Here is a 13711-nt window from a genome sequence, read left to right as displayed (position 1 = left end):
TAGACTAAGTATACGTCTACAAGCGAATAAGTAAAACAGCTGCAAAATTTAATTCGTGTATTGCGGGCAGCAGGCTGCAAAAATAGTGGAAAGCAATCTGTTATCCGCGCTTGCACGGATTAATTGGACGAGTGAAAAAGCAGGGTAACTAGGGTAGGATGAGAAGATCAATCTTATTCACAAAAGCAAGGCGAAACGACAGTTATAATTTAATATTTGCTGATATAAAGGTTAAGCCACGTTTTCGAAACGTGGCTTTCTTTTTCTTTCAATGGGTTGCTGTCGATATTTGACAAATGAAAGACGATTTTGTCACTACATGGTAATATTAGGCTTAAGAACGATAAGGAGGTAACTATTCGTAATATAGCAACTTATATTTTTATGGAATTTCGGACTTGTTAAGGGGTGAGTGGTATGTATATACTGCGCAAAATTACAGAGAAAAAGAAAAATAAAATCAGTCTGGCTACGCTTTTAATCGGTTTAGTATCGATTTCAGTTCTACTTACGTTATCGATATTGCTTTTTGTATCTTATGAATACAAGAAACAATCATTATATGAAACAACGCTAACTCTAAATCTTTCAACCGCTTCTAAAATGAGTCAAACGATGGATTCTCTCTTTATATCGATGCGCAGCAGCCTCAAAAATGCTGCTGCTTTTTATTCAGTGGTTAATGCGGCAGATGCGGACTATCTTGATCTCATCCGTAAAAGCAGCAACTATTTTAACTCGATTATGATCGTAGATGAATCAGGTGTAATTAGGAATATTTCTCCTTCTTCAATAGGGGATCCAGGGGAGAAAATTGTTACGGATGCAGCAATTGAGGCATTTAAAGGTAAAAAACCATATATATCAAAACCATTCATGAGCCCATCTACGAAACAGCTTATCGTATTTATCAGTGAGCCTTTATATGACGAAAAAGGAATCTATCGCGGTTTTATTGGCGGGAGTATCTATTTGCAAAAAGATAATGTCCTAAACATGATTTTTGGAAATTACGGTCTTAATGAAAGCGGATCGAGCTTATATGTTGTAGGCTCTGATGGAAGTCTTCTTTACGATCCTAATATCATTCAAATTGGCAAAAATATTAGCTCCTATCCGATTGTTCAGCAGCTCATGCAAGGAAAAAGCGGGTATACACTTACGAAAACAGATGGGATTTCTTTATTGGCTGGGTATTCCTATGTGCCGGAAAATAAATGGGGAATTGTAGTATATTCCGAAATGAGTACGATTAAAGCACAACTTAATATCCAAATCCGTCAGATTTTGCTTTATTCGCTTTTACCATTTATTCTATTAATGCTCGCTACGATTTGGTTTGCTCACCGACTAGCAAGGCCATTTGTTATGCTTGCCAATATCGTGGGCAACATGGGGAACAAGGAACAAAAGCTCCTTACGATGGATCAGCACTGGAATCGCGAAGCGGATGTGCTAACCAAAACGGTAGTGCTTGCTTTGAATGGCATACAATTGAAAACAGATCAGCTAACCCAGGCGGCAATGACGGATGCATTAACGGGCTTAAGCAACCGAAGAAGCTTAGAAAAAACGATGAAGCAATGGATAGAGGAGCAAAAAAACTATTCCATCATCGTACTGGATATTGATCGATTCAAGCTGGTTAATGATACGTACGGACATCAAGAAGGGGACAGAGTACTTCAGCATTTGTCGAAAATCGTCATGGCTACGATAAGGCCAGGAGACTTATGCAGCCGCTATGGAGGCGAGGAGTTTGTTGTTCTGCTGCCCTATACTAATGTGCAGGATGCTTATGAGGTTGCTGAACGCATTCGGGAATCGATGGAAAACAGTGAGAATCACTTAAAGCATAGGATTACCATTTCACTTGGCATTGCTCATTTTCCATCACAATCAAGAAATGCGGATGAGCTGTTTGTACTGGCAGATCAAGCCTTGTATAAGGCTAAGAATACGGGAAGAAACCGGACGATGATTGCGGAAGTGAAAAATGAGTATTTGTATTCATTTAATAGAAATAATTAGATTAAGAGCACGCCATGAATGAATGTATTTAAGAGGGTGAAGATATGATTTCAATAGGCCTTGCAGGATGGGGCGATCATGACCAGCTGTATGTTCCAGTTAGCAAAGCAGGCAGCAAGCTGCGGCAATATGCAAAACATTTTCCGGTAGTAGAGGTAGACAGCACTTTTTATGCCATACAATCTAAAGAGCGATTCAGCAAATGGCTGGCAGATACGCCGGAATCCCTTCACTTCGTCGTTAAAGCTTATCAAGGGATGACCGGACATCAGCGCGGGCCTACCGTGCCGGCTTCGGAGACAAATGAAATGTTCGGTGCATTCCGGCAAATGCTGGAGCCCGTGATGGAGTCAGGCCGATTGACAGCAGCCTTATTCCAGTATCCGCCGTGGTTTGATTGTACAGCAGCCAATGTGCGAATTCTGCGGGAGACGAAAGCAAGAATGAATGGCATTCCTTGCGCGCTGGAATTCCGTCATCAAAGCTGGTTTACACAGGAGTACTGTGAGAAAACGCTGGATTTCATGAGGCAGGAGCAGTGGATGCACAGTGTTTGTGATGAGCCGCAGGCAGGAATAGGCTCCATACCGATCGTTCTCACAGCAACCGATGCACAATCAACTATTGTCAGGTTCCATGGACGCAATGTGTCTGGCTGGAATCAAGCTAGTGCGCCGAATTGGCGCGAAGTTCGGTATTTATATCGCTATAGCGAGGAAGAGCTGCAAGATTGGGCGAATAAGCTGCGGCTGCTGGAGCAGCAGAGCGAGCATATCTACGTCATTTTTAATAACAATTCCGGAGGGGACGCAGCAGACAATGCGAAGCGGATGATGGAGATACTGGGACTGACTCGCCCGAACGGCGAAAGTCCGAATGAGCCGCCGCCCCCGATTATCGAGCAGTTGGATTTATTTTAGATTGACGAATATAATTCAGTTAATACAAAATAATCCAATTAATGTAATAGGAGGCTTGATATGAACCAGAGATGGAGCGTGAAGAAAGCAGTTGTGAGTTTCAGCTTGTTCATTCTTATCGCATTGGTTTTATCCGTAATTATTTGGTATCGAATAACGGACCCGTTAGTAAATAACGGACTTCAACGAATCAATAATCATGATGGAAAGGTAGAAGAGTATGTCGTTGAGCTCAGCAATGAAGGGTTTCAGAAAATAGACATTAAGCAGGTCAGAGTGAATGGTGAAGATCGCTCAGATGACGTTCAACTGGGCATCTCTTATGATTCTACTCATATGGTGCAGGTCCTTCCGAATTCAGATCCGGCTACTCAGTTTATGAAACTATCGGTCTCTTCTATTTATCCAGCGCTTTCTCGGAGTGAGATTCAAGCAGCACTAGAGAAAAAAGAACATACTCCAATGCAATACGGTCTCCGAATTCGCTATGAACATCAACCCATACAGAATGTAACGATCACGTACAAATATTTAGGTTTTACGAAAACGAAAAGTATAACCAAATGGTTTGATTCCGATTCTCTACAATAAGTGAGTACAATTTCATTTTCCGCTTTAATAAAAATTGAGTACGCTGAGTAGGCGGGGGGACTGTTTATGAGAACGATCAATGTGTATCACTATGACGCATTCAGCAATATTCGAAACATGGGAAACCCTGCGGGAGTTGTATTTAATGGTGATGATCTTTCCGAAGAGCAGATGCTGACCATTGCAGAAAAAGTAGGCTTCAATGAGACGGCATTTCCGCTGAAATCGGATAAGGCTGATCTTCGAATTCGTTATTTTACGCCAGGCCATGAAATAAATCTTTGTGGTCATGCAACGATGGCAACCATTTATGCGCTGCAAACAAAAGGGCTGCTGGATCATCCTTCAGCATTCACGATTGAAACAAAAGCTGGAGTATTGCCGATAAAAATTGATTTTGATGCAAATGGTGAACCTCTTATTACGATGCGGCAAGCCTCTCCTCAATTTCAGCCATTCGATGGTTCTTTATTGGAGCTGGCTCATTCTATGGGCATCGATGAAAGTGAGATCGAGACGGAGCTCCCCACTTTGTATGGAAGTACCGGTGCGTGGACCTTATTAATTCCTATAAAAAGCCTAAGTACTTTCAGTAAAATGAAGCCAAACAATTCGTTGTTTCCACATATTTTAAAAGAAATGCCAAGGGCGTCCATCCATCCGTTTTGTTTAGAAACATACGATGTGAATGCACAGATGCATGCCCGTCATTTCTCATCGCCATTTTCAGGAACGATTGAAGATCCCGTAACAGGTACGGCTTCTGGTGTAATGGGAGCATACTATGCGAAGTACATAGATAACAACTCGGAAAAATCAATTCATCTTGTCGTTGAACAAGGGCAAGAGATTGGCCGCAATGGCAGAGTTGGTGTATCGGTAACGAGGAATAATGATCAGCTCGATATCGAGATTACTGGCAACGCTATTTATGTTAATGAATTTGAGGTAAAACTACCTAAAGCAGCAGTGATAGATTGAAAGTGCATTTAATAGATGTATAAACATATAATATTTGATTTTGACGGCACACTAGTAGATTCAACGTCGGAAATAATGATGGTTTATAACGAATTGGCAGTAAAATATAATTTTAAAAAAGTAAATCATGAAGAATACAAATTATTAAACCATTTATCATTAAAAGAACGGTTTAAAGCTTTAAACGTTCCGATGTATAAGTTCCTTTTGATTAGAAAAATAGGAAAGGAATTTAAGGAGCGCTATAAACAGCATCTTAACTCGATATTATTTATTGATCAGATGAGAGAAGTGGTAAATGCTCTTCAAAATAAAGGTTATAAAATCGCAATCATTACATCGAACTCTGCAGCGAATGTCTCTGATTTTTTACATACTCAAAATTTCAAGCGTATCCATGAAGTTCGATCGTCAAATGGACTATTCGGAAAACATCAAACGCTAAAAAAATATTTGAAAGATAATCATTTAAATCGTGAAGATGTAATTTATATTGGTGATGAAACAAGAGATATTATTGCATGCAAGAAATGCGAAATCGATGTCATTGCAGTGTCTTGGGGATTGGATACAAAAGAATCATTGCTGGGAGAGGATCCAAATTATTTAGTCGATCAACCGCATGAAATTAGGGGGATCTTAATAAAATAGAAAGAAAAATTATTGAATATTTTAAACAAGATAAGGAAATTCAAGTATGAGAATCGTCCAATCCAACGGGCATTAAACTAGGGGGAGATGAGAATCTCCTCTGATTTGCATGCTTACTGCCATGTATATCCATAGGTTACTTTTAGGTTACTAAGTAAAAAGAAATTGCGTACTTCATATTTATATATCGATGTACTATTATTAGACTTGCAAGGCTTAAGCAGATGAATAAACAAATGATTCCGATATTTGTGGAAGCGTTATCATAATATTAACCAACCAAGCTATACCATTTTAAATTACGATAAAACTGACGAGGTGAACGAAATGAAAGTTGTTGTGACAGGAGCTGCGGGCAATGGAGGTCAAGCCGTATGCAAAGCTTTGGCTCAAGCTGGTTATACCGTTCGGATGGCAGACGTTATGCCCCCTCAGTCTGATGATTTGAAGCTTGAGTTTGTTAGATGTGACATTAGGACGCCAGGCGATGTACAGCGTGCGGTGGAGGGCATGGATGCCGTTGTTCACCTAGCAGCATGGCACTGTGCACACAATCCGCCAGTTAGTGATGAAACTATTTTTTCTGTTAATGTCGATGGTACTTTTTATCTATTAGAAGCATGCAAGCAAGCTGGTATAAAAGCGATTGTCTATGCCTCCTCGATGGCCTTCGGATGGGGCTCGGTTTATGGAGTAAGCAAAGTCATCGGGGAAGACCTCTGCAAGGCTTATCATGAAATGACAGGCGCATCGATTGCAATGCTGCGTTATCATGAATTTATTCCTCGGCCATATTTAGAGTTTGGGGAACGATTACTTCGCAATGGGGTAGATAGACGGGATGTGGCGGCAGCTACAGTGGCATCGGTCAAAGCAGCTTTGGAAAAGAAGATTGGGCTATTTCGCACGATTGTACATACCAATCATCATATGCCGCAAGAGGTTGTTCAAAACTTCAGCGAGCTTGGCGCAGAATGGTGTGAGACACAAGTGCCGGGTGCGAGCCGCCTGTTGAAGAAGTATGAGTTGACGCTGCCAAAACAAGTTGAGCAGCATGATCTATCGGAGGCAGAGAAGATGCTTGGATGGAAACCGACATACGGTTTTCTTGAATTTTTGAGAGACTTAAAGAGCAGAGATGAAAAAGGGATCGACGTTGCTAATCTATGGGTTCCTTCGGAAATTACGGCGTTAAATGAATAGGTTGAATAGTGAAAAGCAGCGCTGTCTGAGGATAGTGCTTGAATAAGCCAATTCCATATTTAGGCGTAAAAGAGGTGGTCCCTGCAAGCGCGGGGCCATCTTTTTTTATGATTTTTTTAATTTCATGACATTTTCATTTATTTGGCGTATTATAATGAGCGTGCTTAACCATAGCGAAAAAAAGGAGTTGAGTTCTGTAATGGATAGTCGAAGTAGCGCCGAACCTGAGCCAAGCTTGTTGCAAGGGGAAGTCATGAACAAACCAATCTTCAGAAGATTGATTACTGAACTGAAGGTCAACTCTTTTGTATGGCAGGGGCATTTCTGGCTTCCTCAATAATTTGAGGAGGTTGTAACTATGTTGAATATTTATATTACTGACGAACAAGGAATACTGAAAGAAACCGATGAGATTCCTTCTGGATGCTGGGTCCATCTTGTAGCGCCAACGGAGCAAGAAATGAATCTAGTAGCTGCTAAAGCACAAATTCCTTTGGATTTTATAAAGGACCCATTAGATGAAGAAGAACGATCAAGGATTGAAAATGATAATAGCAATGTGCTTATCGTTGTAAATCTGCCATTGGTTTCGACGGATGACAAGGGTATTCCCATGTACGATACGATTCCACTAGGGATGATTATAGCGGACGATTGTTTTATTACAGTATGCCTGAAAGACAACCCGATTTTCCACGTTTTTGCACAAAATAAAATAAAGCAATTTTACACGTACAAAAAAACTAGATTTTCATTTCAAATTTTATATTTGATAGCGACTTCATATTTGAAGTACCTTAAGCAAATTATTAAAATGACAGACGAAATAGAGAAAAAATTGCATCAGTCGATGAAAAATAAAGAACTTTTTTCCTTATTGAATATGGAGAAAAGCTTGGTCTATTTTACAACCTCATTAAAGTCAAACAACATCGTCATGCAGAAAATGTTGAAAAGCAAATACATGAAAATGTATGAGGATGACCAAGAATTGCTAGAGGATGTCATTGTAGAAAACCAACAGGCTATTGAAATGTCTGAAACGCATACGACGATACTAAGCGGTATGATGGATGCTTTCGCTTCGGTCATTTCCAACAATCTGAATATTGTTATGAAGTTTTTGACATCGATTACGATTATTTTATCGCTGCCTACGATGGTCGCAAGCTTCTATGGGATGAACGTTAAAATTCCGTTTCAGGATTACCCTCATGCCTTTTTTATCGCGATGACGATTTCCGTTATTTTATCGAGTGTCACTGCCGTTATCTTCTGGAAGAAGAGGTTCTTCTAAACTATAGCTGCTTAAAATGAAGTAGAGGCTGTTCTAAACGTAGATTTATTTACGTTTAGAACAGCCTCTTTTGGAATTAAATGAGCTTATTTAATGAACTGGAAGCAGCGAATCAATGAATTCACTAATCTGCTGGTGATATTCATCCCAGAGATAGTCTTTATTCTCAATGATTAGTTTTGGGATGTCCCACGCATTAACAATCGCACGGACAAAGGACTGACTCCGTGACCACACCTCTGCAGCTTGTTTGAAATCCTCATCTGTATGCAGGGAGACAGGACCCCATTCATTTCCTCTTACGCTGCAAATAAAACGCCATTGTTTCTCAACATCCGCTTGATAATAGTAAATAAGGCTAGGTGCCAGTGGTGCCAGTGGTGCCAGTATCTGCTGTAGGGAAGAAGAGAAAGCGAGAAGCTTCTGTTTATCCATGCCCATGAGATGAGCGACACTAATGGTGTCTTGAAGAAACACACTTTCAATAATAATGACTTCATGGGCACTGTTTAGCTCAGCTTGAACAAAGTCAAGATAACGAGTGGTGAGAAGCTGAATGAACTGATCTGCTTCTGCTTCATTTGTGAAAGAACTGAACTCCGGTCCTTGTAAGAGCAGGGGATGCATTGCTTCCTCTTCTAAAAAACACCGTGCTGCTACTTGCTTTGAATTTAGTTTATCTAAAATGGATTTAGCTGTTGTCGTTTTTCCAGAGCCAGGAATACCGTCAATAATAATTAATCTTTTTTGTTTACTCATGTACAGATCCTCCCTAAATTTAAAATGAATAAGGACGGATCATTCTTGGTTTCAGACAGCAAAAATTGAAATTTGCGTTCATTTTCACTTGTTATACCTCCAAACATTTGGATTCTAACATTAAATTCGCTTCGTTTTATTCATTTCCCTTTTTTTAGGTGAGGCTCATTTCACTAGGAATGTTAATTCAACCTTGCTTTGAGTGTATGAGACCAAAGCTTGCTTAAAGGAAAACCTCCCGTTAATTCGATAAATAAATGGATTTTTGCCTCATTAGCGGGAATTTCTCCTGCTATATTCGTCAAATAGGCCCATTTGATGAGGATATGCTGAAAATAACAGGAGTTTTCCATCTAGTGGCTTTGAGAGCAAATAATCGTTTTAATTAGCGGGAGTATTTCCTGTTAAACGGCTTAGCAGCTGCTAAGTTACCTCAGATAGGAACGCCAAATAAACAAAGGAGAAGCCATCTCGGCTGCTCCTTTGTTTTGCGAATCATTTGTTTGAACTTCCACTCACCATTAATACTTCAGCTTCAATAAATTGCGTTCCGCAATGAAGGTCGTTGTATTAAACAGCAGCAGCACATCTTCAATCCCGTTGGCTTCCATATAGTCGCTAATGTTGCCGTTATAGTAGCGAATGTCGATCACATGGATATCCTCGACATGTTGCGTCAGGAAAGGAAGGAAGCTGTGTGCATATGAATCTTTAATGACAAGCAGCTTCTTCTTATCGATTTGCTTCGGAGGAAGCTCGCTGTGAAGCGTCATTAAAGCGTGCACGCCGCCAAGAAAATACGAGTATTTATCCTTCTTTTCCAAATAGCTCGAATCATACATGGTCGTAAAGGTTTTGTCCGTATCAGCCACGTACATGTCTGTTTTAATTCCGTTTTTAGCTTTGTAGGCTTCAATGGAATCAGGTGTTAAACCGCTGAACTGACCGCGAGTATGATAGCTGCCTAGAAAAGAGCTGGTAACGGTCTCGATGTCGAAATCCTTTTCGGCCATTGGCGTCCAGCCCATTTTCTCCGCGTAAGTAACATAGGCTAGATAGGCGCCATAAGTCGTCCAGTGGTGGTCTGTTTTGTAATAAAGCGGCCTGCTGCTGCCGGCTTCAGGCTTCAGAAATTCGAATCCGTCGATAAACGACAAGCTCCCTTTAACCTGATCGGCAATAAAGCTGTTTACCTTCGTTTGCGGGTAAGCATCAGCCAGCCATGGCAGCCGTTCCGGATACAGGCCAATGGAGGTAGGAGCAAGCATAAAGGTGATGTTGGCGTTTGGATGGTTTTGTACAAACTTATTCACCGCAGCAGTGTATTCTTCTATATCTTTATCGTTCGGTTCATTAAATTTCTCGAACAGATAGCCGTCAGAGCCTTTGTAGATGCCGTTATTTTCCTGCTGCAGGCGAAGCTGCTCAAATACAGACTTCGTCCATACCCAGTTGGTTCGGAAAGGAAAATGATCGGTTACGTAGTTTTCCGTATCATCGGCAAACTTCTTAGACCAAAGATTATCCCAAGTCAGCTCAGGTGACTTCTGGAGCGTGCGATTCTCAACGTCCGAGAATGCTTGTACGGGCAGTAAAAAAAATAATAACGACATAGCAAATAGGACACCGACGAAGCCCCACACAAAAACGTGGTCCGTCTTCTTGCTCAAAACCGCCAGCCTCCTTTTACATTAGAAACGGAAGTAAAGAAATGGGTTAAACGTCGCATCAACCAAGTAAGCAACGGACATAAAGAACAACAAAGCATGCCAGCCAAGCTGTAAAACGGGTCGCATACTTCTGTTTTCCTTGAGCTTGCGCTTAGGCAAGGATGCGAGCACTAATAATACGAGTAAAATCGCATTTGTGTACAATAAATATAAAGTTTCATTATTCCATAATGGCTGGTCATTGGCGCCAAACATCGCAGCAAAGTAAGTACCCATATTACCTAAATCGTCAAAGGCAAAGAATACCCAACCGATTAAAATAAGCAGCAGCGCATACATATGCCTAACCCAAGCTGGCATTCGCTGCAGCAGCTTTAGTCCAAACCATTTCTCGAACACAAGAACGACGCCGAAGTATAAGCCCCAAAGTAAAAAGTTCCAGCTGGCTCCATGCCAGAAGCCGGTCAGAAGCCATACGATCATAATGTTGCGAAGCTGTATCCACGGACCTTTGCGGTTGCCGCCAAGCGGTATGTACACATAGTCGCGGAACCAGGTGCTGAGCGATATATGCCAGCGGCGCCAAAAATCAGTAATGCTTTGTGCCGTATAAGGACGATTGAAGTTTTCATTAAAACGGAAACCAAACATCATGCCAAGCCCAATGGCCATATCGGAATAACCGCTGAAATCAAAATAAATTTGAAAAGCAAAGGCGATAATGCCGAGCCAAGCGGTCAAGGCAGGCATCGTATCTGCTCCTGTGCTTGATATCGTATTCCATAACAATCCGATATTGTTGGCAAGCAGCACCTTTTTCGCTAAACCGATAATAAATCGTCTAACGCCCTCGGCGAACAGCTCGATGTTCACTGTGCGATGACGCAATTGCTCCGCAATTGTAGAGTATTGAACAATTGGTCCTGCGACCAATTGAGGGAACAAAGCGACAAACGTACCGAAATCAATCCAGTTGCGTTGTGCCTTTGCTGTACCTCTATAAACATCAATAATGTAGGACATCGATTGAAAAGTATAAAAGGAGATACCGATTGGCAACGCCAGTTCAGTTAATGGTATTTGTGTACCTAATAGTGCATTCACATTGTTAATGAGAAAATCAGCGTATTTAAAGTAACCAAGCAAGGTTAAGTTTACGACGACAGAGGCGACGACAATCCATTTCCGCTGCAGACTGCTCCGCTTCGGGTTGCTAAGAGCAAGTCCGAAGCTGTAGTCAGTAACCGTCGAGAGCAGCATAATTGCGATGTACACGGGCTCGCCCCATGCGTAGAATACGAGGCTTGTGGCGAACAAAACAAAGTTTTTAATTCGCCACGGAGACACGAAATACAGCAGCAATACAGCAGGCAGAAATAGAAATAGAAAAAGTAGACTGCTGAATACCATATTGCTTATTTTTTAGCGAAGAAGGAATCGAATTCAGTTACAAATTTATCCGCTTGTTCAGAAATGACGAAAAAGACGTGATTGCCTTTCGCTACAAGCTTGTAGTTTTTGGCGTTTTCGTACTGATCCGGCAAATAAGTTTCAAACGATTTTTGAACATCTGCAGCACGTTTCTTGATTCCGTCCTCAACAGCAGCAATATCTTTAGCATCCTTCACTTTGAAAACTGCTATTTCATTTGTTTTAACATTCATTAACGGTGACATAATTGTATATTCTTCCAGAATAGATGGATCGAAGTAATACATTTGTTTCACCATGTCGCCTGTCATTTCTGCTAACGCGGGTTGTTCAATTTTGGCCAACATGCCGTCAACCATCTCTTTTGTCGTTTTTGTTGTTACGAATTGCTCTTCTTTGTTGCCTGATGTATTGGAATTAGCTCCTGAATTTGAGTTCGAACCTGAGCATGCCGTCAGCACCAAACCTAATGCAATGACAAGCATAAATGCGAAATATCTTTTTTTCATCGTAATCAATCTCCTCGGTGTCATTTTTGTTATCAAGTTTAAAAACGGAAAATATTAAGTTTATGTTGCAGGTTTAATTATTATGGTAAAAAATAACGTTAATAATTCATAAGATTATGATTATTTATTTTACGAGAAAAATGAGTGATTACGCGGAGTTTTTGCCATAGAGGAGAGGCTTGACCATGAAGCAGCAATTCTTTGCGATATATCGATGGTCAAGCTCTCACAATAAAACGAGGTCGATAGAGTGGACTCAAAAATAGAAATTCGATTTAAAATGAAAGCTGGATGAACGCTTGCTTGGTACAAAAAGCAATTACGAAGTCTTCGAATTCGAATAAACGCGATCCTCGGAATTGCCGAGTACGAGCTCACATTGGCCTGCAGCTGAAAGCTTGTCCAAATAGGCTGCCACTGCAATGTAGATGCCAGGTTTTCCAGTAGACATTCGTATATCTTGTACAAGCTTCTGTTCAATTAAGAAGTTAGAGATCGCTAATGTGCTGATACGTCCATACTTGAGAGCATCATCAACGACGCGTTGAGCCGGCTGCGACAAATAAAACGGGCTTGTAGTCTTGGCATTCGAGCTGCTTAGCTCAGATTCTCGCATTGCGGCAGCGCCTAATTTTTTGCCAGCCTCCTCGAATGCAAACGCATCTTGGTTCACCGGAGGCTCATCGAACACAAACGCGCCTTGGCTCTCCTCAATCTCATCAAAGACGAAGGCGCCTTGACTGTTTTCGATTTCATCAAATACAAACGCACCTTGGCCATCATCGGTATTGTCAAAGCTGAGTACGCCTTGCGTTACTTCGTTATCTCCAAAATCGAAGGAGCCTTGCGAATGGTTTGGTGGGTCAACAGGCTGATTGCTGTTTTCCATGATGTCCTTGTCAGAACGGTAGTCGCTATGCAGGTTCGGGGTCTCCGGTATTTGCTGTTCATCGTCTTCTGAAGACGATTGATCATAGAAGGTTAAAGCGGCTGCTATTCGCTTCTTCCTGCTCGCTAGGTCCAGTTCATGCAGTCTTCTGCGGATACGGGACAGCTGTCTCTCCAGCAGCGGAAGATTGGCATCGATATGTGCTTGAATGTCGGCAGGTACTTCAAGCTCAGATGGCAGCGGCAAAAAAAGATGCTGATCGAGCTGCCAGCCATCTCTATATTTGCATAACATTTCATTCATCTCGCCATCGAGGATGTCGAAGCCTTTCATAATATCCGATATCGCTTTCGCATCAATTCCGGTATGCAGCTGTAAATGCTCGATACCGAAGTAGCGAATCGTATTGGTAGGGAGATGAAGCACCTGATGCTGGTAGCGCAAGGAACGGCCGCATTCACATTTTGTATGAGGAGACACTTCACCGCTATCGGTGAACCCGATATAGTCCCATTCTTCAATAAACGATTCAATATCCTCGAATTCAGCGTCCTCGGGAATGAACTGGCATTTTTTTCGGGCAAGCTGTCGTGCGAACAACGTTCTTCTGCCTCTAACGAGCTCATGGTGCAAAAAATGACGTTGCTCCTCCGTGAGCGTTCCCATTATGTTATCGCGCTGCTCCAGCGACATCTCGTATTTCATAACACACCTCTATTCCGTCTAAAAAGGGAGTGAAGCCCCCTTTATTGCATACTTTATTTAATCACATTATAGAT

At 41.4% G+C, this 13711-nt stretch carries 13 protein-coding genes; 8 read left to right on the top strand and 5 right to left on the bottom strand.

The genetic code is table 11. The annotated features are described in order from the left end of the window. The first annotated feature begins 417 nt into the window (after positions 1–417). From AB4Z45_RS23475 to AB4Z45_RS23440, 8 genes are all read left to right on the top strand, one after another. The gene (locus AB4Z45_RS23475) at positions 418–2031 is read left to right on the top strand and encodes a sensor domain-containing diguanylate cyclase (RefSeq protein ID WP_441911972.1); all 1614 of its coding nucleotides are present in this window, start codon (positions 418–420) and stop codon (positions 2029–2031) included. 44 nt (positions 2032–2075) lie between these two features. Then, on the top strand, positions 2076–2951 hold the full coding sequence (locus tag AB4Z45_RS23470; protein ID WP_441911971.1) for a DUF72 domain-containing protein: 876 nt from the start codon (positions 2076–2078) through the stop codon (positions 2949–2951). 60 nt (positions 2952–3011) lie between these two features. Continuing rightward, on the top strand, positions 3012–3542 hold the full coding sequence (locus AB4Z45_RS23465; protein WP_441911970.1) for a hypothetical protein: 531 nt from the start codon (positions 3012–3014) through the stop codon (positions 3540–3542). Between the two features lie 66 nt (positions 3543–3608). Beyond that, complete coding sequence (locus AB4Z45_RS23460; protein WP_441911969.1) at positions 3609–4523, top strand: PhzF family phenazine biosynthesis isomerase; 915 nt, start codon at positions 3609–3611, stop codon at positions 4521–4523. 15 nt (positions 4524–4538) lie between these two features. Beyond that, positions 4539–5174, top strand: a complete 636-nt coding sequence (locus AB4Z45_RS23455; protein ID WP_441911968.1) for an HAD-IA family hydrolase — start codon at positions 4539–4541, stop codon at positions 5172–5174. 327 nt (positions 5175–5501) lie between these two features. After that, entirely contained in the window at positions 5502–6377 is an 876-nt protein-coding gene (locus AB4Z45_RS23450; protein WP_441911966.1) for an NAD-dependent epimerase/dehydratase family protein, read from the top strand. 199 nt (positions 6378–6576) lie between these two features. Then, the gene (locus AB4Z45_RS23445; RefSeq protein WP_441911964.1) at positions 6577–6717 is read left to right on the top strand and encodes a hypothetical protein; all 141 of its coding nucleotides are present in this window, start codon (positions 6577–6579) and stop codon (positions 6715–6717) included. A gap of 18 nt (positions 6718–6735) precedes the next feature. Next, positions 6736–7674: a magnesium transporter CorA family protein gene (locus tag AB4Z45_RS23440; RefSeq protein ID WP_441911962.1), complete on the top strand. Its 939-nt coding sequence runs from the start codon at positions 6736–6738 to the stop codon at positions 7672–7674. Between the two features lie 90 nt (positions 7675–7764). Here AB4Z45_RS23440 and AB4Z45_RS23435 read toward each other — a convergent pair whose 3' ends face one another. The 5 genes from AB4Z45_RS23435 to AB4Z45_RS23415 form a co-directional block, all read right to left on the bottom strand. Then, entirely contained in the window at positions 7765–8433 is a 669-nt protein-coding gene (locus AB4Z45_RS23435) for a hypothetical protein (protein ID WP_441911960.1), read from the bottom strand. Positions 8434–8954: 521 nt separating this feature from the next. Further along, on the bottom strand, positions 8955–10103 hold the full coding sequence (locus AB4Z45_RS23430) for a DHHW family protein (protein ID WP_441911959.1): 1149 nt from the start codon (positions 10101–10103) through the stop codon (positions 8955–8957). Between the two features lie 21 nt (positions 10104–10124). Next, on the bottom strand, positions 10125–11513 hold the full coding sequence (locus AB4Z45_RS23425) for an MBOAT family O-acyltransferase (RefSeq protein ID WP_441911958.1): 1389 nt from the start codon (positions 11511–11513) through the stop codon (positions 10125–10127). Between the two features lie 5 nt (positions 11514–11518). Continuing rightward, on the bottom strand, positions 11519–12043 hold the full coding sequence (locus AB4Z45_RS23420; RefSeq protein WP_076267328.1) for a DUF4358 domain-containing protein: 525 nt from the start codon (positions 12041–12043) through the stop codon (positions 11519–11521). 319 nt (positions 12044–12362) lie between these two features. Beyond that, complete coding sequence (locus tag AB4Z45_RS23415; protein WP_441911956.1) at positions 12363–13637, bottom strand: hypothetical protein; 1275 nt, start codon at positions 13635–13637, stop codon at positions 12363–12365. Positions 13638–13711 lie beyond the last annotated feature (74 nt).

Origin of the sequence: Paenibacillus sp. MCAF9 (assembly GCF_052114265.1) — a bacterium.
Taxonomy (GTDB): Bacteria; Bacillota; Bacilli; order Paenibacillales; family Paenibacillaceae; genus Pristimantibacillus.
This window is presented reverse-complemented; position numbering and strand designations above follow the sequence as displayed.

Coding starts and splice junctions, on each gene's coding strand:
- AB4Z45_RS23475 (WP_441911972.1), top strand. CDS start 418: ATGTATATACTGCGCAAAATTACAGAGAAAAAGAAAAATAAAATCAGT.
- AB4Z45_RS23470 (WP_441911971.1), top strand. CDS start 2,076: ATGATTTCAATAGGCCTTGCAGGATGGGGCGATCATGACCAGCTGTAT.
- AB4Z45_RS23465 (WP_441911970.1), top strand. CDS start 3,012: ATGAACCAGAGATGGAGCGTGAAGAAAGCAGTTGTGAGTTTCAGCTTG.
- AB4Z45_RS23460 (WP_441911969.1), top strand. CDS start 3,609: ATGAGAACGATCAATGTGTATCACTATGACGCATTCAGCAATATTCGA.
- AB4Z45_RS23455 (WP_441911968.1), top strand. CDS start 4,539: ATGTATAAACATATAATATTTGATTTTGACGGCACACTAGTAGATTCA.
- AB4Z45_RS23450 (WP_441911966.1), top strand. CDS start 5,502: ATGAAAGTTGTTGTGACAGGAGCTGCGGGCAATGGAGGTCAAGCCGTA.
- AB4Z45_RS23445 (WP_441911964.1), top strand. CDS start 6,577: ATGGATAGTCGAAGTAGCGCCGAACCTGAGCCAAGCTTGTTGCAAGGG.
- AB4Z45_RS23440 (WP_441911962.1), top strand. CDS start 6,736: ATGTTGAATATTTATATTACTGACGAACAAGGAATACTGAAAGAAACC.
- AB4Z45_RS23435 (WP_441911960.1), bottom strand. CDS start 8,433: ATGAGTAAACAAAAAAGATTAATTATTATTGACGGTATTCCTGGCTCT.
- AB4Z45_RS23425 (WP_441911958.1), bottom strand. CDS start 11,513: ATGGTATTCAGCAGTCTACTTTTTCTATTTCTATTTCTGCCTGCTGTA.
- AB4Z45_RS23420 (WP_076267328.1), bottom strand. CDS start 12,043: ATGAAAAAAAGATATTTCGCATTTATGCTTGTCATTGCATTAGGTTTG.
- AB4Z45_RS23415 (WP_441911956.1), bottom strand. CDS start 13,637: ATGAAATACGAGATGTCGCTGGAGCAGCGCGATAACATAATGGGAACG.